16 protein-coding genes are annotated in these 19,953 nt (G+C 63.3%); 12 read left to right on the top strand and 4 right to left on the bottom strand.

Annotated elements, in window-relative coordinates; all coding sequences use genetic code 11:
- Positions 1 to 5: 5 nt before the first annotated feature.
- From FJ980_RS05315 to FJ980_RS05275, 9 genes are all read left to right on the top strand, one after another.
- Complete coding sequence (locus FJ980_RS05315) at positions 6 to 1,391, top strand: aldehyde dehydrogenase family protein (RefSeq protein ID WP_140541892.1); 1,386 nt, start codon at positions 6 to 8, stop codon at positions 1,389 to 1,391.
- Between the two features lie 18 nt (positions 1,392 to 1,409).
- On the top strand, positions 1,410 to 2,582 hold the full coding sequence (locus tag FJ980_RS05310) for an iron-containing alcohol dehydrogenase (protein WP_140541891.1): 1,173 nt from the start codon (positions 1,410 to 1,412) through the stop codon (positions 2,580 to 2,582).
- A gap of 246 nt (positions 2,583 to 2,828) precedes the next feature.
- Complete coding sequence (locus FJ980_RS05305; RefSeq protein ID WP_140541890.1) at positions 2,829 to 3,935, top strand: ABC transporter substrate-binding protein; 1,107 nt, start codon at positions 2,829 to 2,831, stop codon at positions 3,933 to 3,935.
- Between the two features lie 186 nt (positions 3,936 to 4,121).
- Entirely contained in the window at positions 4,122 to 4,916 is a 795-nt protein-coding gene (locus tag FJ980_RS05300; RefSeq protein ID WP_246676317.1) for an ABC transporter permease subunit, read from the top strand.
- On the top strand, positions 4,913 to 5,704 hold the full coding sequence (locus FJ980_RS05295; RefSeq protein WP_095766296.1) for an ABC transporter permease: 792 nt from the start codon (positions 4,913 to 4,915) through the stop codon (positions 5,702 to 5,704). The genes FJ980_RS05300 and FJ980_RS05295 overlap by 4 nt, the downstream gene beginning before the upstream one ends.
- Positions 5,705 to 5,720: 16 nt before the next feature.
- Positions 5,721 to 6,785: an ABC transporter ATP-binding protein gene (locus tag FJ980_RS05290; RefSeq protein WP_140541888.1), complete on the top strand. Its 1,065-nt coding sequence runs from the start codon at positions 5,721 to 5,723 to the stop codon at positions 6,783 to 6,785.
- 159 nt (positions 6,786 to 6,944) lie between these two features.
- Positions 6,945 to 8,498 (top strand): sodium:proton antiporter, encoded by a 1,554-nt coding sequence (locus FJ980_RS05285; protein ID WP_140541887.1) that lies wholly within the window; start codon positions 6,945 to 6,947, stop codon positions 8,496 to 8,498.
- A 108-nt stretch (positions 8,499 to 8,606) separates the two neighbouring features.
- On the top strand, positions 8,607 to 9,524 hold the full coding sequence (locus FJ980_RS05280) for an endonuclease/exonuclease/phosphatase family protein (RefSeq protein ID WP_140541886.1): 918 nt from the start codon (positions 8,607 to 8,609) through the stop codon (positions 9,522 to 9,524).
- A gap of 7 nt (positions 9,525 to 9,531) precedes the next feature.
- Positions 9,532 to 10,377, top strand: coding sequence for an EamA family transporter (locus tag FJ980_RS05275; RefSeq protein ID WP_140541885.1), 846 nt, complete (start codon positions 9,532 to 9,534; stop codon positions 10,375 to 10,377).
- A gap of 10 nt (positions 10,378 to 10,387) precedes the next feature.
- Here the strand turns inward: FJ980_RS05275 and FJ980_RS05270 are convergent, their stop codons facing one another.
- Positions 10,388 to 11,605 carry an MFS transporter gene (locus FJ980_RS05270; protein ID WP_140541884.1) on the bottom strand — a complete coding sequence of 406 codons (1,218 nt, stop codon included), beginning with the start codon at positions 11,603 to 11,605 and terminating at the stop codon, positions 10,388 to 10,390.
- Positions 11,606 to 11,922: 317 nt separating this feature from the next.
- Here FJ980_RS05270 and FJ980_RS05265 point away from each other — a divergent pair, with 317 nt between their 5' ends.
- The 3 genes from FJ980_RS05265 (at position 11,923) to FJ980_RS05255 (ending at position 16,992) form a co-directional block, all read left to right on the top strand.
- On the top strand, positions 11,923 to 13,434 hold the full coding sequence (locus FJ980_RS05265) for a LamG-like jellyroll fold domain-containing protein (RefSeq protein ID WP_181181110.1): 1,512 nt from the start codon (positions 11,923 to 11,925) through the stop codon (positions 13,432 to 13,434).
- 455 nt (positions 13,435 to 13,889) lie between these two features.
- On the top strand, positions 13,890 to 15,146 hold the full coding sequence (locus FJ980_RS05260) for an NAD(P)-binding domain-containing protein (protein ID WP_140541882.1): 1,257 nt from the start codon (positions 13,890 to 13,892) through the stop codon (positions 15,144 to 15,146).
- Complete coding sequence (locus tag FJ980_RS05255; RefSeq protein WP_181181109.1) at positions 15,139 to 16,992, top strand: thioesterase domain-containing protein; 1,854 nt, start codon at positions 15,139 to 15,141, stop codon at positions 16,990 to 16,992. Before FJ980_RS05260 ends, FJ980_RS05255 begins: the two co-directional genes overlap by 8 nt.
- 125 nt (positions 16,993 to 17,117) lie before the next feature.
- On the opposite strand, the gene FJ980_RS05250 is transcribed toward FJ980_RS05255, so the two are convergent.
- The 3 genes from FJ980_RS05250 to FJ980_RS05240 are packed head-to-tail and all read right to left on the bottom strand — an operon-like array spanning position 17,118 to position 19,887.
- Complete coding sequence (locus FJ980_RS05250; RefSeq protein ID WP_140541880.1) at positions 17,118 to 17,480, bottom strand: Dabb family protein; 363 nt, start codon at positions 17,478 to 17,480, stop codon at positions 17,118 to 17,120.
- Between the two features lie 10 nt (positions 17,481 to 17,490).
- Positions 17,491 to 19,119 carry a choline dehydrogenase gene (locus FJ980_RS05245; protein WP_140541879.1) on the bottom strand — a complete coding sequence of 543 codons (1,629 nt, stop codon included), beginning with the start codon at positions 19,117 to 19,119 and terminating at the stop codon, positions 17,491 to 17,493.
- Between the two features lie 6 nt (positions 19,120 to 19,125).
- Positions 19,126 to 19,887 carry a 3-ketoacyl-ACP reductase gene (locus tag FJ980_RS05240; RefSeq protein ID WP_140541878.1) on the bottom strand — a complete coding sequence of 254 codons (762 nt, stop codon included), beginning with the start codon at positions 19,885 to 19,887 and terminating at the stop codon, positions 19,126 to 19,128.
- Positions 19,888 to 19,953: the final 66 nt, after the last annotated feature.

Here is a 19,953-nt window from a genome sequence, read left to right as displayed (position 1 = left end):
TTTAATTGGAAACCGTGAAACTCAAATCCCCCATCGACGGCTCGATCTATGCGGAGCGGCCGGTCGCGAGCGACCAGGCGATCAACGCGGCGGTCGAGCGCGCCAGGGCGGCGCAAGAAAAATGGGCCGAGACGCCGGTCGTCGAGCGCGGCAAATACATGTTGGCAATGCTGGAAGCCCTGGTTGCGATGATCGACGAGATCATGCCCGAGATCGCCTGGCAGATGGGCCGGCCGGTGCGCTATGGCGGCGAGTTCGGCGGCGTCAAGGAACGCACCAACTATATGGTCGAGATCGCCGAAGCCGCGCTGAAGCCGGTGATGGCGTCCAACCCGAAGGACGGCTTCCGCCGCTATGTGAAGAAGGTGCCGCTCGGGGTCGTCCTGGTGATCGCGCCTTGGAACTACCCGTATCTCACCGCGGTCAACACGATCGTGCCGGCATTGATGGCGGGCAGTGCCGTTATCCTCAAACATGCCGCGCAGACGTTGCTGGTCGGCGAGCGCTTCCAGCAGGCTTTCGATAAGGCCGGCCTGCCAAAGGGGCTGTTCCAGAACCTGGTCATGAACCACGCCCAGACCGAGAAGCTGCTCGGCTCCGGCAAGATCGACCATGTCAATTTCACCGGCTCGGTCGGCGGCGGCCGCGCCATCGAGAAGGCCGCGGCCGGCACCTTCATGACGCTCGGCCTCGAGCTCGGCGGCAAGGATCCCGCCTATGTGCTGCCCGACGCCAAGATGGATCATGCGGTTGCCAATCTGGTCGACGGCGCCTTCTTCAATTCGGGCCAGTGCTGCTGCGGCATCGAGCGCGTCTATGTGCATGAGAAGGTCTATGACGAGTTCGTCGAGGGTTTTGTCGCCGAAACCAGGAATTATGTCGTCGGCAATCCGCTGGAGCAGGCGACGACCATGGGGCCGATGGCGCAGCCACGCTTCGCCGATCTGATCCGCGAGCAAAAAGCCGAGGCGCTGCGCAAGGGCGCCAAGGCGCATATCGACATGAAGGTCGAGAATGACAGGCCAGGCTCGCCCTATCTGGCGCCGGAAGTGCTGACCGGGGTCGACCACCAGATGAGCGTCATGCGCGAGGAAAGTTTTGGGCCGATCGTCGGCATCATGAAGGTGCGCAATGACGAGGAGGCGATCGCGCTGATGAACGACAGCCCCTACGGGCTGACCGCCTCGATCTGGACGCGAGACACGGAGCGCGCGGCGGCCATCGGCGACCGCGTCGAAACCGGCACGGTGTTCATGAACCGCTGCGACTATCTCGACCCGGCGCTGGTCTGGACCGGCGTCAAGGACACCGGCAAGGGCGCCGCGCTCTCGGCCATCGGCTACGACAACCTGACCCGGCCGAAATCCTATCACCTGCGCGAAGCAATCTGACTTTTTGAAAGACAAGACATGTCCAAGCTGATCTCCAAATGGAACTACCCCACCACCGTCCGTTTCGGCGCCGGGCGCATCAAGGAACTGCCGGACGTGCTGGCTGCCACGGGCATCAGGCGCCCGCTCTTCGTCACCGACCCGGGCCTGGCAAAACTTCCGGTCGTCGCCTCGACGCTGAAGATCCTCGACGATGCCAAGGTCCCCTACGGCGTGTTTTCGGAGGTGAAGCCGAATCCGGTCGAGTCCAACCTCACCGCAGGCATCGCCGTGTTCAAGAAGGGCAAGCATGACGGCGTCATCGCCTTCGGCGGCGGCTCGGCGCTCGACCTCGGCAAGCTTATCGCCTTCCAGGCCGGTCAAACGCGCCCGGTATGGGATTTCGAGGATGTCGGCGACTGGTGGACCAGGGCCAACTCGGACGCGATCGCGCCGATCATCGCGGTGCCGACCACGGCGGGAACCGGCTCCGAGGTCGGCCGCGCCGGCGTCATCACCAACGAGGAGACCCACACCAAGAAGGTCATCTTCCATCCGAAGCTTTTGCCGGCGATCGTCATTGCCGATCCGGAGCTGTCGGTCGGCATGCCGTCCTTCATCACCGCCGGCACCGGCATGGATGCGCTCGCGCATTGCCTGGAAGCCTATTGCGCGCCGGGCTACCATCCGATGGCCGACGGCATCGCGGTGGAAGGCATAAGGCTGGTGTTCGAGAACCTGCCCAAGGCTTTCGCCAACGGCAAGGATCTGGTTGCCCGGGCCCATATGATGAGCGCCGCCGCCATGGGCGCCGCCGCCTTCCAGAAGGGGCTGGGCGCAATCCATTCGCTGTCGCATCCGATCGGCGCGCTCTACGACACCCACCATGGCATGACCAATGCCGTGTTCATGCCTTATGTGCTGGCCTTCAACCGCGAGGCGATCGACGACCGTATCGCCAGGCTCGCCGCCTATTGCGGCATCAAGGGCGGCTTCGACGGCTTCGCCAAGGCGATCGTCAAGCTGCGCAAGGAGCTCAAGGTGCCGCATGCGTTGCCCGGCCTGATCAAGGGCCTCGACATGGACAAGAAGCGCAAGACGCTGATCGCCGACATGGCGGTAGTCGACCCGACCGCCAGCGGCAACCCGGTCAAGCTCACCAAGAAGGCGGCGCTGACGCTGCTCGAAAATGCGATCGCCGGCTCCGTCTGAGAGCCGGCTTTCAATGCCGAAGAGTTGACTGAAGAGGCGTTCCAAAGGGGAAGGGAGAGGGCAAAGGGCAAGGTGAATAACCATTAGCCGGAAAATTAAGCGCGGGCTAATTGCTACAGTCCGTTAAAAAGAGTTAACTTTTTTCGCCGCGGGGATCGGGTTTCAAAAAGCCTTCATCCGGCTGTCACACGAAAACGATACCCGCATCGCAGGCGCTTAAACGCGCCAGTTCAACGGAGAGAACACATGTTCAAGTTCACGGGGAAAGTGCTTTCCCTCTCGGCCGCGGCGCTCTTTGCGTCGACGGTGATTTCGTCCGCGGATTCGCTGGACGATCTCGTCAAGGCCGCGAAGGCTGAAGGCCAGCTCACCACCATCGCGCTTCCGCATGACTGGTGTGGCTACGGGGCAGTGATCGACGGTTTCAAGGCTAAGTATCCGGGGATCACCATCAACGAGCTCAATCCCGACGCCGGCTCGGGCGACGAGGTCGAGGCGATCAAGGCCAATAAGGACAACAAGGGTCCGCAGGCGCCCGACGTCATCGACGTCGGCCTGTCCTTCGGCCCGACCGCCAAGGCCGACGGCCTGCTGATGCCTTACAAGGTGTCGACCTGGGACTCGATCCCGGACAGCGCCAAGGATGCCGATGGTGCCTGGTATGGCGATTACTACGGCGTGCTGTCGTTCATGGTGAACAAGGACCTGGTCAAGGAATCGCCGACCGACTGGGCCGACCTGCAGAAGCCGGAATTCGCCAATTCGGTCGCGCTCGCCGGTGACCCGCGCGCGTCGAACCAGGCCATCCAGGCGGTCTATGCCTCCGGCCTGTCGTCGGGTGCCGCCGCTGGCGAAGCTGCCGGGAAAGCCGGCCTCGAGTTCTTCAAGAAGCTCAACGCCGCCGGCAACTTCGTTCCGGTCGTCGGCAAGCCGGCGACCCTGGCTCAGGGCCAGACGCCGATCCTGATCAACTGGGACTACAACGCGCTCGCCGGCCGCGACACGCTGAAGGGCAACCCGCCCGTCGACGTGATCGTGCCTAAGACCGGCGTCGTCGCCGGCGTCTATGTGCAGGCGATCAGCGCCTTCGCGCCGCATCCGAATGCCGCGAAGCTGTGGATGGAGTATCTCTATTCCGACGAAGGCCAGGTCGGCTGGCTGAAGGGCTATTGCCACCCGATCCGTTTCAACGATCTCGCCAAGAACGGCAAGATCCCGGCGGACGTGCTGGCCAAGCTGCCGCCGGCTGAGTCCTATGCCTCGGCGGCTTTCCCGACGCTCGACGAGCAGGGCAAGGCCAAGGAAGCCATCAGCAAGAACTGGGACGCCACTGTCGGCGCCAACGTCAAGTAAGACTTGAAATGCACCGGGCGGCCGCCTGGCCGCCCGGCTTTCCCTCGAAGACGGTGCCCGGGCATGACCGATCTATCGCTTTCAAATCAGTCTGTTGCCACCAAGCCCGCGCCGCCGACCGAAGCGACTGCTTTCCGCCTGCCGACGCAATGGATCGGCGTGGCGCCGTTCTTCGTCTTCGCCCTGATGTTCCTGATCATGCCGACGCTTTATCTCGTCATCGGCGCGTTTCAGACCGGGGAAGGCGGGTTCACGCTCGACAACGTCCTGCAGTTGGTCAGCGATCCTTCGATCGCCAATTCCTATTGGGTTTCGATCAAGATTAGCTTCTGGTCGGCCATCGTCGGCGCCTTCGCCGGATTGGCCATCGCCATCGCCATCGTGCGCGGCGGCCTGCCCAGCTGGGTGCGCTCCGCGACGCTGACCTTCTCGGGCGTCGCCTCGAATTTTGCCGGCTTGCCGCTTGCCTTCGCGTTCATAGCAACGCTCGGCCGCGTCGGCATCGTGACGGTGCTGCTGCGCGACATATTCAACCTCAACATCTATGCGCTGGGGTTCAATTTCCTGACCACGTGGGGGCTGATCGTGGTCTATCTCTTCTTTCAGATCCCGCTGATGGTGGTGATCATCGTGCCGGCGATCGACGGCTTGAAGAAGGAATGGAACGAGGCTGCCGCGACGCTTGGCGCCACACAGTGGCAGTACTGGCGCATGGTGGTGATACCGGTGTTGTTTCCGAGCTTCCTCGGCACCGTCATCCTTCTGTTCGCCAATGCCTTCGGCGCGATCGCGACGGCCTATGCGTTCGCCGGTCCGCAGCTCAACATCGTCCCCATCAAGCTCTATTCGCAGATCAACGGCGACGTGCTGCACAACCCGCAACTCGGCTACGCGATCGCCTTCGGCATGATCGTCATCACCGGACTGGCGAATGTCTTCTACATCTGGTTCCGGACCCGTTCCGAGAGGTGGCTGAAATGAAGTCGGGCAAATTCTGGGCCTGGGTCGTCTTCGGTATAGGCACGGCCTATTTCTTCATTCCGCTGCTGGCGACGTTCGAGTTTTCGCTGCGCATGCGGCGCGGCGTCCATTCCTTCGACGCCTATCAAGTCGTGCTCGGCGATCCGCGCTTCCAGGCGACGTTCCTGTATTCGGTGGTTGCCGCGATCTTCACCATCATTCTCGGCGTGCTGATCGTGGTGCCGGCCGCCTACTGGATCCGTCTCCGATTGCCTCAAATCAGGCCGATCGTCGAATTCATCACGCTGCTGCCGCTGGTCATTCCGGCGATCGTCATCGTCTTCGGCTATATCCGTATGTACGGCTCGAATTCGCCGCTGCCGTTCCTGGCCAGCGATCTCGGCGCCAGCGCCTTGCTGGTGATCGGCTATGCGACGCTGGCGCTACCCTATATGTACCGCGCCGTCGACACAGGCCTTCGTACCATCGATGTCAGAACGCTGACGGAAGCAGCCCAAATCCTCGGCGCCGGCTGGGGCACGATCATCACTCGCGTCATCCTGCCCAACGTGCTCATCGCGGTGCTGTCGGGTGCCTTCCTGACCTTCGCCATCGTCATCGGCGAATTCACCATGGCAAGCCTGCTCAATCGGCCGGCATTCGGCCCTTATCTGCAGAATATCGGCGCCAATCGTGCCTATGAGCCGGCTGCACTTGCGATCATCGCCTTCGCCATCACCTGGGGCTGCATGTCGCTGATCCAGATCCTGTCCCGCTTCGCGCCGAAATCGGCGAACCGCCCAAATTGATCGAGAGAACCACGCCATGGCCGACCCATTCCTCTCCATCCAGCACGTTCGAAAATCCTTCGGTTCCACCACCGTGGTGGAGGATTTCAATCTCGACGTCGAGCCGGGCGAATTCGTCTCGTTCCTGGGGCCGTCCGGCTGCGGCAAAACCACGGTGTTGCGTATGGTCGCCGGCTTCGAGGAGCCCTCGGCCGGCAAGATCGTCATCGGCGGCAAGGACATCACCAGGCTGAAGCCCAACCAGCGCAATGTCGGCATGGTGTTCCAGGCCTACGCGCTGTTCCCGAACCTGACGGTGGCGCAGAACATCGCCTTCGGGCTGAAGGTAGGTGGCATGCCGAAGGCCGATGCCGACAGGCGGGTCGCCGAGATGCTCGACATCATCAAGCTGCCGCAGATGGCCGATCGCTATCCCTATCAGCTTTCCGGCGGCCAGCAGCAGCGCATCGCGCTCGCGCGGGCGATTGCGCCGAAGCCGAAGCTGCTCTTGCTCGACGAGCCGCTGTCGGCGCTCGACGCCAAGGTGCGCGTGTCGCTGCGCGAGGAAATCCGCTCGATCCAGAAGAAGCTCGGCATCACCACCATCTTCGTCACGCATGACCAGGAAGAGGCGCTGTCGATCTCCGACCGCATCGCGGTGATGTATGGCGGCAGGGCCGAGCAGGTCGGCACGCCGTTCGAGATCTACAATCGGCCGGCGACCAAGTTCGTCGCCAATTTCGTCGGCACCCTCAACGTGCTGGAGGGCAAGGTCACCGACGCCGCGTCCGGCAAGGTGCAAGTCAACTCGCAGGAAGTCTCGCTGAAAGGCAAGCTCAACGGTTCGAAGTCAGGCGACACGCTGTCGCTGGCGCTGCGGCCTGAAGCCATCTCGCTGGGGCGCCAGCCCGGCCATGACACCAGCCTTTCAGGCGAGATCGCCGAAGTGCATTTCCTTGGCTCAGTCATCCGCGTGCGCGTCGGCATCGGCGGCAACACAGTATCGCTCGATACCTTCAACAATTCCACGACGCCGCCGCCTGTCGTAGGCGACAAGGCGGACATTTCGTTCTCGTCCGGCGATATGCTGGTTTTGCACTAGGGAAAGAGTGAATGGTGAATAGTAAATGGTGAATGGCGATCAGCACTTTACGTGCTCGAGATGTTCTGATGATACCCATTCACCATTCACCATTCACCATTCACCATTCACCATCACTTTTGCAGTGCCAAACGCCTGGTTCCATCGCTACGATGAGCCATGGCGCTGTTCGAACTTACCCTGATCCTGCTTCTCATCGCCGTCGCGCTGACGGCGGTATCGCGATGGCTGGAGGTACCTTACCCGTCGCTGCTGGCGCTTGCCGGAGTTGGGCTTGCCTTCGTGCCGGGCGCGCCGATGATCGAGATCGATCCGGAACTGGCGCTGGCGCTGTTCATCGCGCCGGTGCTGCTCGATGCCGCGTATGACACCTCGCTGCGCGACCTGAAGCGCTACCGGCTGTCGCTTGCCCTGCTGGCGCTCGGCGCGGTCGTCTTCACCGCGTTGGTCGTTGCCTTTGTCGGCTGGCAGATGGCCGGCCTGCCGATCGCGGCGGCGATCGCGCTCGGCGCCATCGTCGCGCCGCCGGACGCGGTCGCCGCAAGCGCGGTGCTCAATCAGTTCAAGGTGCCGCACCGTCTGACTGCAATCCTGCAGGGCGAGAGCCTGCTCAACGATGCCACGGCGCTGCTGATCTACCGGATATCGGTTTCAGCCGCCATCGGCACGCTCATGCTCAAAGACGCAGTGCCCGTCATCCTGCTTGCAACGGTCGGCAGTGTTATCGCCGGCTATCTGTTCGGCCGAGCGTCGCGGCTCACGCTGACACGCATCGAGGACGCGGCAAGCAGCACCGTGGTGCAGTTCGCCGGAACCTTCGCCGTCTGGATCATTGCCGACAAGCTCGGCCTCTCCGCCATCATCACCATCGTCGTCTATGCCATCACCATCGCGCGCACCACGCCGCGCCGCATGTCGGCAAGACGCCGCGTCAGCGCCTATTCGGTCTGGGAATCGGCGGTGTTCGTGCTCAACGTGCTGGCGTTCGTGCTGATGGGCCTGCAGGCACGGTCGATCATCGGCCGGCTTGCCGGCGATGGGCAAGGCGAGGCATTCGTCTTCGCCGCGACGGTTCTTGCCGTCGTCGTCGTGGCGCGCCTCGTCTGGGTGGCGGGATACGTCGCGATCATCCGATGGTTTGCCCGCAACGACAGCGAGGAAGAAAAGCAGGATGCGCCGACATTTGCGGGTGCCGTGCTTGTCGGCTGGTGCGGCATGCGGGGGCTGGTGACGCTGGTCGCCGCCATTGCCTTGCCGGCCGGCTTTCCCGGGCGTGACCCGATTGTGCTCGCCGCTTTCGCGGTCGTGCTCGGCACGCTGGTGCTGCAAGGCATGAGCCTGAAGGTCCTGCTGCGCTGGCTCAATTTCCCGCGCGATACGACGATCGACCGCGAGGTGGCCGAGGCGCGCGTCGCCATCATGCAGGCGGCGCTCGATGTGCTGAGCCGCAAGACCTCGTCGGCTGCCGCCGTCGTGCGCGAGCAGTATGAGGCGCAGCGGCGGATCGCCGAAAATCCCGACGACGCGCAGGCCGCGACGGAATACGACCGGTTGCGCCTCTACGCCATCAAGCGGCAGCGCGACACGCTGGAGGAACTGCGCAGCAACGGCACGATCGGCGACGAAGCCTATCACCGGCTGGAGGAGGAGATCGACTGGTCGGAACTTGCGGCGTCGCCCGCCGGAAGCTTCCAGCCGCTGACGACTTATTAGAGCGCCGGTTCGCCGATTTCCACTGGACTATTCCGCTTGCCACGCCGGTCCATTGCAACGCAAGGGGCGGGGCGCTACTGCGATCACCAGAAGTGAGCCGGTTAATCAATGAAGCTGATCAGCTACAATATCCAGTATGGCTACGGCGGCGACGGGCGCTACGATCTCAGCCGCTGCGCCAGGCTGGTGGACGGCGCCGACATCATCGCGCTGCAGGAGGTGGAGCGGCATTGGCAGCGCAGCAACGAGGACGACCAGCCCGAGATCCTGTCCAGCTTGCTGCCCGGCTATTACTGGGCCTACGGCCCGGCCTTCGACATGGATGCCAGCGAGAAGCGGGATGGCCGAGTCGTCAACCGCCGGCGGCAATTCGGCACGATGGTGCTGTCGAAGCTGCCAATCGTCTGGTCGCGCCTGCACACCTTGCCGCTGCGGCGCACCCTGAGGCCGCTCAACACCCGCAACGCGGCGCTGGAATGCATGATCCGCACGCCGGCGGGACCGGTGCGTTTTTTCTCGCTGCATCTCGCTCACATCGCGGCCGAGGAGCGGCTGGAGCAGATAGACTATCTGCTTGCCGAGCATCGCCGCGCGCCGTCCGACGGCGGCCCCTGGAGCGGCGTCGACGACGAGCCGCAGCGCAATTGGTCGAACGGCCAGCCGGAACCGGAGAATCCGTTGGCGGCGATCTGGCTGGGCGACTTCAACATGGAGCCGGGCAGCGCCGAATACCGGCGCATCGTCGGCAATACGCCCTACCATCGCGGCGCTGCCTATATCGACGGCTTCGTCGACGCCGCGACCGTCGCCAGCGAGCAGGGGCCGGACTTTCATACCCACGAAAAGATCATCGACGGCAGGCTGGCGAAACGACGGCTCGATCATTGCTTCGTCGGCGGCATGCTGGCCGGGCGGGTGCGTTCTGTGAGCGCCGATATCGGCGAGGTGGCGTCCGACCATTTCCCGCTCAGGATCGATATCGATCTGGAAATGCCGGGCATCGCCTCAGGCCTGGCGGGCAGGTGAGGCAGGCATGACACTGTTCGTCGTCCTGGCGGTGCTTTCGGCGGCGGCCATGCATGCGATCTGGAACGCGTTGGTCAAGGTGCATCTCGACCGCTTCCTGTCGATCACACTGATGACGCTCGGCATGGGCTTTGCGGCGCTGGTCGCGCTTCCCTTCGTCGAGGTGCCAAAGGCCGAAGTTTGGCCCTACATCTTCGCCTCGGTGATCTTCCACATGGGCTACCGCACTTTCTTGATCGGCGCCTACAAGGCCGGTGATTTCGCCCAGACCTATCCGCTGGCGCGCGGCACCGCACCATTGCTCTCGGCGCTCGGCGGCATCGTCCTGATCGGCGAGATCCCGGCGCCGTTCGCCATCCTCGGCATCGTGCTTCTGTCGGCGGGCACGCTGGTCATGTCTTTTCGGGGCGGGGCGCATCTGGAGAAGCTCAATCTGCGCGCGGTCGGCTTCGCGCTCGGCACGTCGATCTTCATCGCCAGCTATACGCTGTCAGACGGCAGCGGCGCGCGGCTGGCGGCAACCGCGCAAAGCTATGCGGCCTGGCTGTTCGTCTGCGACGCGACGTGGGCGCTTGTGCTGTGCATCTTCTTTCGCGGGCCGCGGTCGCTGCCTGTGTTGGCGCGCGACTGGAAAGCCGGGTTGTTCACCGGCGTGCTCAGCGGCGCGGCCTATTGGATCGCGATGTGGGCAATGACCAAGGCGCCGATCGCCTCGGTCGCGTCGCTGCGCGAGACCTCGATCCTATTCGCCATGCTGATCTCGGTGCTGGCGCTGGGCGAGAAGATGACCGTCTGGCGCGCGGCCGCGGCGCTCGGCATCGTTGCCGGCGTCGCGGCGCTCAGGATGGGTTGAACACAGACCCTCAGCCGAGGACGGTCATCACCTGGCCGCGCTTTTCCGGACTGAAACGGATGACGACGATGATGCAGACGGCGACCACGCCGGCAAACAGGGCCAGCGCATAGCCGTAGCTGCCTCCCGGCGCTTCGGCGATGCCGGCCTGATAGGGACCGCCATAAGAAGCGGCGAGGTTGCCGGCCTGATAGATGAAGCCGGGCAGCGTCGCCCGCACCGAGCCCGGCGACAATTCGTTGAGATGCACCGGGATGACGCCCCAGGCGCCCTGCACCGCGACCTGCATGATGAAGGCGCCGATCGCCAGCATGAAGGGTGTGGTCGTGTAGGCCCATAGCGGGATTGCCGGCAGGGCGATCACACAAGCGAGCGTGATGGCGTTGATGCGGCCGATCTTCTCGGACAGCGCGCCGAAGGCCAGGCCGCCGACGATGGCGCCGATATTGGCGACGATGGTGATCCAGCTCACCGTGTGCGTGTCGAAGCCATGCTGCTTTTTCAGGAAGGTCGGATAGAGGTCCTGCGTGCCATGGCTGAAGAAGTTAAAAAACATCATCAGCACCACCGCATAGAGCGCGATGCGCCAATGCTTCCGCAGCGTTTCGAGGAGGCCGGGTCGTGTCTGGGCGCGGCCTTCGACGAACGCCGGCGATTCCGGTACATGCGAGCGGATGAACAGCACAACCAGCGCCGGCAGAAAACTCAGGAGGAACATGGCGCGCCAACCGAAGGTAAAGTCGCCGATCTTCTGCCCGTAGAGCAGCCCGTAGACAACCGCGGCCAGCAGATAGCCGGCCGGATAGCCGCATTGCAGAATGCCCGAGACCGTGCCGCGCGCGCTCGGCGGAATGGATTCCATGGCAAGCGAGCTGCCCAGACCCCATTCGCCTCCCATGGCGATGCCGAACAGGGCACGCAGCGCCAGGAATATGCCGAGATTGGGCGAGAAGGCGGCTAAAGCGCCGATCACCGAATAACTGACGATATTGAGCATCAGAATGGGCTTGCGGCCGTATCTGTCGGCAAGCATGCCGAAGAAGAACGCGCCGATGAAGCGCGTCGCCAGTGTCAGGAACAGTGCTTTGGAGACCGCCGGCACGTCGGTCTGGAACTCAGCGGCAATATCGGTGAGCAGGAAAGTCAGAAGGAAGAAATCAAAAGCGTCGAGCGTCCAGCCGAGGAACGATGCGATTACGGTTTTCTTCTGCTCGGTGGTGAGGGTCAAGGCAGTCCTCCTTTTGCATCCCCCAAAGGCCACGATATGTTCCACCAGGCGCAAGGATATGTTCCACCAGGTGCAAAAGAGAACAGCTGGGTTGCCGGTTTTCGAGGACCGGCGGTCACATTTCCGTAAACGCTGGAGCGGTTCAGCGTTTCACGGAATCGCCGAACCGCTGTAAGTCTTTGTCTTGCGCAATTCCGAAAAGGAACCCTGTTCCCGCGCGCCGCCGAGACGCAATCAACAAGGACTCGAAGTCAGGCATTCGAACTCTTCCCATCCAATTCTTGTTACTTGACAGTATACGAACGGGTGAGAGGCACTTGGTCGCAAGGCTGATATCTCGTGAAGGTCTGCCTCTGGACAATCCCGTAAACGCCTTGACATATGAGGGCGTGAGCGGACGGGCTTTCGTGACAGGGTCCAATCCCGATCTTCGAGTTGCATTGTGGGCCCCAGTGTTGCTGCTCACTCTAGCTGCTATCGCGGTTCCCGTGGAGATGCGGGACCTCGGCCACGCAACGCTGGACTTCAGGGCTTATCCTGGCGACTTCGTAGCAAATGTCTTGGGATTTGTGCCGGTGGGGCTGGTTTTCGCCAGGCTGGGCCGATTGCAAGCAATAGTTGCGGTAGCCTTGCTATCAACGACCGCGGAAGTCAGCCAGCTTGTGATGATGTATCGCGACCCTTCCGGAGCGGATATTCTCGCCAACACCATCGGCGCTGCGCTGGGAGCCGGCATCGGCACCTATTGGGAGCTTCGGCCCCCAGAACTCGCTTTGAACCGGTGGACGGGATGGGGAGGCGCTATCGGCGCGTGCGCGATCGTGATCTGGGGTTTGGTTCCAGCGGCAAATCCTATCAACACGCGAGGATTCACATCGCCGGGAACACTCGAGGCTCATTGGAAATTCGACGAGCCGGGCGGAAATACCGCAGAGGATTCTTCCGGACACGGCTTGAATGGAAGATTCCACAACCCGCCCAAGCGAGTCTCAGGCGTTCTGAATGGTGCAGCCGCTTTCGATGGTGCAACCGACTCAATCGATTTCCACCAATCCACACCGTTGCGGCTCGCCGGCAGCATGACGATCACCGCTTGGATCAATTCGTCAAAGTTTCCGGCAAATGACGCGGCGGTAATATCGCAATTCGGCGGAGACGCCGGCTACCAACTGGACACGACGGTGGACCGAGGGCCCCGCACGATCGGCTTCAAGCTCACCAACTCGCACGGGGAACTCATGGCCCGGTACGGGGCCACTCCTCTGGCCCTTGGCGCCTGGTACCATATCGCGGGCGTATATAATGCTGCGGCCCGGACCCTGGACGTCTACCTCGATGGCGAACTGGACAATGGCGATCTTCTTGGCACCATAACGCCACAACAGCGCAGCGCGCGCGCGGGTGTTGCGGTGGGGCAGCGCCAGGACGCCGACGGCTATGCGTTTGCTGGTTCCATTGACGACGCGCGAATCTACTCACTGGCGCTGACCCGAGAGGAGATAAAGGCGGTGATGCGCGGCGATGGAATCGGCAGGGCGACGGAACACGAGCGTCCAAGGGCGGCCGACCGCATACGCATGTCCGACAAAGAGGATACGATAATCCCGCTGCGGGCGGCAATGCTCGGGATGATGACGGCAATCGCCATTCTGAGCTGGTGGCGCTCGGCCGGGCAAACAGCTTGCCTGCTTGCCGGCCTGTTCGCGGGATTGTTGCTTCTGCCGCCCCTGTTTTCATATCTGCCCTTGTTCAACCTATGGCTGATACCGCTGGTTAGTCTTGCCGGAGGCGCGTCAGTTGCGCTGGCGACCCGGTGCTCGCCGCAATAATCTGTGCCAAGCCTCGACCCCTTGTTGGGCATCGGCGCTCGAGGACTCCGTCGCACAAGTCGCTGGGCTGCGCGAAGCACCGCCGACCTAGGGACCTAAAATCTTACTTCTCTCCTGCGTTTTCTGCTGCCGGATAGGGGTGAGACAGACTAACGGTGTAGGGAGCTACCCCTACTCTACTCCGATCTGTGCTGTTACTAATGCCCAGCTGGATTTTGTCTCGGCAACGGCGGATCTCGTGGCGGCTCACCCACCTTTCAACAATCATTCTGACTCCCTACCGGAACCGGGCGGTCTACTCCGCAATCGCTTAGGACACGCGGGACGCGGCGGCTCTCGCAATCAGACCCGCAGCCACGAGTCGAAGGAAGGCCACCGGTGGGTTGCGGTGGCAGCCGGATGGCGGCATCGCGCCGCCAGTCTCTTCGGCAACACAGACCGGGAGAAGCGGTGAGATGGGGGCGTCGAGCGTGGATGTTGCTGTCGTGGGGGCAGGCCCTTATGGGCTATCCGTCGCGGCAAACGTTATCACAGCGGGCCGAAGCCTGCGGGTCTTTGGAAATCCGCTTCAGACCTGGTGCACGGCCATGCCGGCCGGCATGAAGCTCAAGTCGGACGGCTTCGCGTCCAACCTGTCGGCGCCGGGTCCCGGGTCGACCCTCGGGGAGTTTTGCCGTACCAGAGGGATTCCCTACGGCGACAAGGGTGAGCCGGTGTCGCTCGAGACCTTTGTCGCCTACGGACTGGACTTCCAGCGACGCTTCGTCCCTCACCTGGAAACCGTGAACGTTAGTCATATCGGACGCAGCGGCGATGGGTTCAGGCTGACAACCGAGGAAGGTCAGACAGCGCTGGCCCGGCGCGTCGTGCTGGCCGTCGGCGTCACCCATTTCAGGGTGGCGCCGAGAGAACTGGCGGACCTTCCCGCATCGCTGGCCAGTCACAGCGCCGACCACCGCAATATGGATCGCTTCGCTGGGCGCGATATCGCTATTGTCGGCGCAGGCGCGTCGGCAGTCGATCTGGCCGCTGCGCTGATCGACGCGGGCGCTCGCCCGAAGATCGTGACCCGGGCGGATCGAATCCGTTTTGCTTCTGAGCCCACTGCCGGTGAGCCGCCGCTCTTGGGGCGGCTGACGCATCCCTCGTCGCCACTTGGACCTGGTTGGCGGTCCCGCCTTGCGAGCGACCTGCCGCAGATTTATCGCCTCCTCCCGGCTCGCTTGCGGCTGAACATCCTGCGCCGACATCTCGGGCCGTCCTCCGCATGGTATCTCCGCGGCAAGGTGCTGGGAGGGGCCGAGGTCCTGGCCGGCCATCATCTGCAAGGCGCGGCGCCCACCGGGAACGGCGTGCGGCTGAAGCTGGGCGATGCATCCGGCAAATCGAAAACCCTCGACGTCGATCATGTCATCGCTGCAACCGGCTATTGGCCGCAGATCGAACGTCTGCAATTTCTAGACAAGTCGCTGCGAGGAGCAATCCGCCATGTGGCCGGCGTGCCGATCCTGTCGCACGATTTCGAGACTTCGGCTCCCGGCCTCTATGCGACGGGACTGGCTGCGGCCAGCAGCTTCGGCCCTCTTATGCGTTTCGTTGCCGGCGCCGACTACACGGCTCGCCGGATTGTGCAACACCTGGAGACAACCCGCGTACGCCGAAATGTCGGCGTCGCGGACAGCAGAGCGCCCAGGCAGCCTGAATATGAGTGACGCTGCCGTCATCGAGTATGGGTCGGACCGGTTTATCTCAGCTGGAGAGACTCGCCCGGCAGCCTTGCCGCTGGAGCTCCTGCGCGACGGCACAGCCGCCGATACGGTGTTTTTCTTCCCGGGCTTGGGAGGACACGCCCGCGAGCTGGCCCGGCTGGCAGAGCGGCTGGCGATGCCAGGGCGTATCTTCGGCCTCTCCTACTCGTTCCAGACCGGGAGCAGCAATGCTCTTGGTCGCCTCGCCGCCTCGGCGGTTGCTGCCTTGCGTACGGTCCAGCCACACGGCCCCTACCGGCTGGTTGGCTACTCCTTCGGAGCCCTCGTCGCGGTGGAAGTTGCTCGGCAACTGAAACATGCGGGCGAGAAGGTGGCGCCGCCGATCCTGATCGATGCATATTACGACCAGCGGTTCTGGCCGGGAAAGGCATGGTGGTTCGGGCAGGTCCGCAGGACCAAGGCCCAACTGGTCCAGATCGGCTGGCGGTTGCCCGGCCCTGCATTTCGCGAATTGACCTTCCGCGCCCGGCGGTTGGCACAAAGGCTCCAGTCGAGATGGCGGAGCTCGGCGCCGCCAGTTGACGAACCGACACCGGAGACGCTCGCAGACGCCAATATGGCCGCATTGCGCGCCTACGATCCTCCATTCTATCCCGGTGCTCTGATACTGCTCAGCGCCGGCGATCCCACCATGTTCGGCTGTCGACCGGCCGATCTCTGGCGTGCGAGAAGCTATGGGCTTGTCGTCGAGGAAGTCGCCGGCGACCATCTCGACCTTGTGCGGGCCACAACGTCGATCGAGCGGCTCGCAGGATTGGTCGACAAGCATTTGGGGCCGGAGGGTACCGCTCATCGGCCTCTCGCCCTCGTCGTCACGACCTTCCGCTGGCCAATGACCGTCGGCGTCGTCGCGGCCCTCGCGCGGGGCGGCTTCAGGGTCGTGGCGCTTTGTCCAAGACGGCATCCGATGCGGCGCCAGCCGGGCTTGGCGTCGTACCGCATGCCGTGGCAACATCCAGAGCGCGCGCTCAGGACACTCATCGCGCGCGTTAATCCGGATCTTGTAGTCCCCTGTGACGAGCCCGCATTGGACCTGGTGAGGAATATCCGCGACAGCTGCCGAAGTGCGTGGCCGGACCTCTCCCGCTCCGAGATGATCGAAATTGCGCTTGCTGCCGGGGTCAAGGCGCCACCGACGCAACGTATCGGCGATCCTGCCGAGCTAGACAAATGGATTAACGCATACGGTCTGCCGATCGTGTTGAAAACCGACCGCAGTTGGGGTGGCCGCGGGGTGGCCATCGCCCGCGACAGGGCGCATGCCGCCCATCTGTGGCGCTGCCTATCGCGCCGTCCGAGCCTCTTCCGCGCCCTCAAACGGGCGATCGTGAACGCCGACCTCAGCTCACTGCGGGATCTGTGGCGTGGCCGCAAGCCCTTTGTGCACGCACAAGCCTATGTGGCCGGACGCGACGCCAACGTCGCGCTCGCTGTCGTTGACGGAAAAGTGTTAGCCGCGGTGGCAGTGGAGGTGCTGGAAAGCCGATGCAGGAACGGTCCTGCGAAGACAGTTCGCGTGATCGACCATCCCGGGATACTCCAGGCCGCCAGCAAGGTCATGGAGCAATTACGGCTGACGGGTCTCGTTGGGATCGACTTCATTCTCGACGAAGAAGGAACCGCCCATCTGATCGAAGTCAACGGCCGGGCAACCCCGACCTGTCGATTGGCCCTTGGCCGCGACCGCGACCCGGTGGGTGCGCTGCGCGCCAACTTCTCGGGCGCCGCGGCAGCGGCATCGTTGCAAGGCGCTGTTGGCCAGGTCATCGACCTAGACGCGCTCGATTGACGGCTTTCGTGTTAAAGTATCTTCCGAAAGCCTGCAACGCGTGCAGCGGTTTCGGGACAAAGACATGAGTAAAATCAAAGACCTACGGCATGTCGCGTGAATCCTTGTTGGATCGTCGCCCCAATCTAACTCTTTGTTGGAGCATGATCTTTTCCGAAAACCGGTTCCCACTTTTCGGATTCATGCTCGAGATCGATGACCATCAGCCCCTCAGTGCCGCCTTCAAGCGCGGCGACAAGGCGCGCGCCGGCGCGCTGATGCGCCTCGTGCACGAGATAGGCGTCACGCGCCGCAGCGTCGCGGAAGTCGATGGTGAAGCCGTGGCCGAAGCCGCGCCCGAACGGCTCCGGGCTGACATTGGCGCTGAACTGCACCTTATCCATGCCGGCGATAATGGCGCGCAAGGCTTCGAGATCGGCGTGAATCGCCGCGCGCTCGGTTTCAGGAACGTCGTCGCGAAATCGGACAAAGACGCAATGCCGGATCATCGTTGATGCCTCATGCCGCCTGGTTGCCCTTGAACACGGCCGGCGGCAGCGGCTCGCGGCCGAGGATGAGATCGGCGCCTTTTTCGCCGACCATGATCGTCGGCGCATTGGTGTTGGAGGAGGGAACGCGCGGCATCACCGACGCATCGCAGACGCGCAGACCTTCCATGCCGCGCAGCCTCAAATCCGGCGTCACCACGGCCATCGCATCATGCCCCATGCGGCAGGTGCCGACGGGGTGGTGGTCGGTCTTGGAGGAGCGGCAGGCGTAGTCGAAGAGGTCCGAGTCGCTTTGCAGGGCAGGGCCGGGCAGCACCTCGCGCAGCACATAAGGCTGCAGTGCCTTTTGCCGCATGATCTCGCGCGCGAGCCTCAGCCCTTTGATCGACATGTCGCGGTCGTAAGGATCGGACCAGTAGTTCGGATCGATCAGCGGGTGGTCGGCCGGGTCGGCGCTCTTCAGCCGCACCGTGCCGCGCGAGCGCGGGCGCAGGAAGGCGGAGTTCAGTGTCACGCCCGGATTGTTCAGCTTCTCGACGCCTGCCTCGATGCCGGAGCCGAGGCCGAGATGGAACTGGATGTCGGGCGAGGCGGCGGTCGGGTCGGCGTACCAGAAGCCGCCGGTCTCGAACAGGCTTGAGGCGACGGGGCCCTTCTTGAGCAGCAGATACTGCAAGCCGGCCCACATCGTGCGGTGCAGCTTGGCGTAATTGTCGTAGGTGTGGTCGCCGGTGCATTCGGCAATCACGAACAGGTCGAGATGATCCTGCATGTTGGAGCCGACGCCGGGCAGGTCATGCACCGGCGTGACGCCCACCGACTTCAGATGGTCCGCGGGGCCGATACCGGATTGCATGAGGAGTTTTGGCGAACCGATGGCGCCCGACGAGACGATCACCTCGCGTTCGGCGCGCAATATGGTCTTCTCACCGCCCGGCTTGTCGACGATCTCGACGCCGACGGCGCGACCCTTCTCGACAACGACGCGGGTGACGAGCACATCGGTCCTGACCGTCAGGTTCTTGCGGCTGCGGATCGGCTTCAGATAGGCCACGGAGGCCGATGAACGCCGCGCATCCTTCTGGGTCAGCTGATAGTAGCCGACACCTTCCTGGCTGGCGCCGTTGAAATCCGGATTGAACGGTATGCCCATTTCCTGCCCGGCGCGGAAATAGGCCTCGCAGATCGGCAGCGGCGAGATCGGGTTGGAGACGCCGAGCGGCCCCTGGTCGCCATGGAAATCGTTGGCGAAGCGCTGGTTGTTCTCGGCGCGCTTGAAATAGGGCAGCACATCGCGATAGCCCCAACCGGCCAGTCCCTCTTCCTTCTCCCAGGCGTCATAGTCGCGGGCATTGCCGCGCGTGTAGATCTGGGCGTTGATCGACGAGCCGCCGCCGACCACCTTGGCCTGCGTGTACCAGAAGACGCGGTCCTTCATGTGCCTCTGCGGCACTGTCGACCAGCCCCAGGAGGCGATACCCTTGGTCATCTTGGCAAAGCCCGCCGGCATGTGGATCAGCGGATGCCAGTCCTTGCCGCCGGCCTCCAAGAGCAGAACGGAATTGGACGAATCCTCGCTCAGCCGGTTGGCGAGAACGCAGCCGGCCGGACCGGCGCCGACGATGATGTAGTCAGTCATGGTTCCTCACAAGCGCGGCACGGAGAGCGCGCCGTCGACATCGATGACCGATCCGGTCGAAAAGCCGAACTTTCCGGAGGCAAGGGCGGCCACGACGGCGCCGATGTCGCCGGCCTCGCCCCAGCGTTTTGCCGGCACCAGGCCACCCTCGATCAGCGCGTCATATTTGGCGGAAACGCCAGCCGTCATATCGGTTCGGATGATGCCCGGCCGAACCTCGAACACGCCGATATTTTCGGGTGCGAGCCGCAGCGCCAGGTTCTTCACCCACATGGACAAGCCGGCCTTGGAGATGCAGTAGTCGGCGCGTTCCGGCGAAGCCATGGCGGCGCTCACCGAGGTGATGGTGATGATCGACCTGGCGGCGTTTGCGGGTGCCGCAAGCATGGCCTTGGCGACGGCCTGGCTGAGGAATACCGTGCCGCGCAGGTTGATGTTCAAGGCGCGATCGAAATTCTGCGGATTCAGCTCCAACAGGTCGCCACGCACAACGGCGCCGACGCCGGCGTTGTTGACCAGGCAGTCGATGTGGCCGAAGGCGTTGATTGCGGCTTCGACCAGCCTCGAATGACCAGCGATGTCGGCAATGTCACATTGGGCATAGGCGAATTTCGCGCCGCGCGCGGCGATGTTCTCCGCAAGGCCCTTGGCGGGCTTCTCGGCAAGGTCGGCGACAAGGACGTCGAAGCCGGCATCAGCCAGCGCCTCGGCGCAGGCGAGGCCGATGCCCCGCGCGCCGCCGGTGACGATGGCTGCTGGGCGGGTCATGGGAGACTAGCCTTTTGAACGTTCGCGCTGCCCCTCATCGCCCTGCCGGGCACTTCTCCCCGTATA

The organism is Mesorhizobium sp. B1-1-5, from assembly GCF_006443065.1.
In the GTDB taxonomy this organism is placed as follows: domain Bacteria; phylum Pseudomonadota; class Alphaproteobacteria; order Rhizobiales; family Rhizobiaceae; genus Mesorhizobium.
Note: the sequence above shows the minus strand (reverse complement) of the source record. Positions and strands in the feature narration are given on the sequence as shown.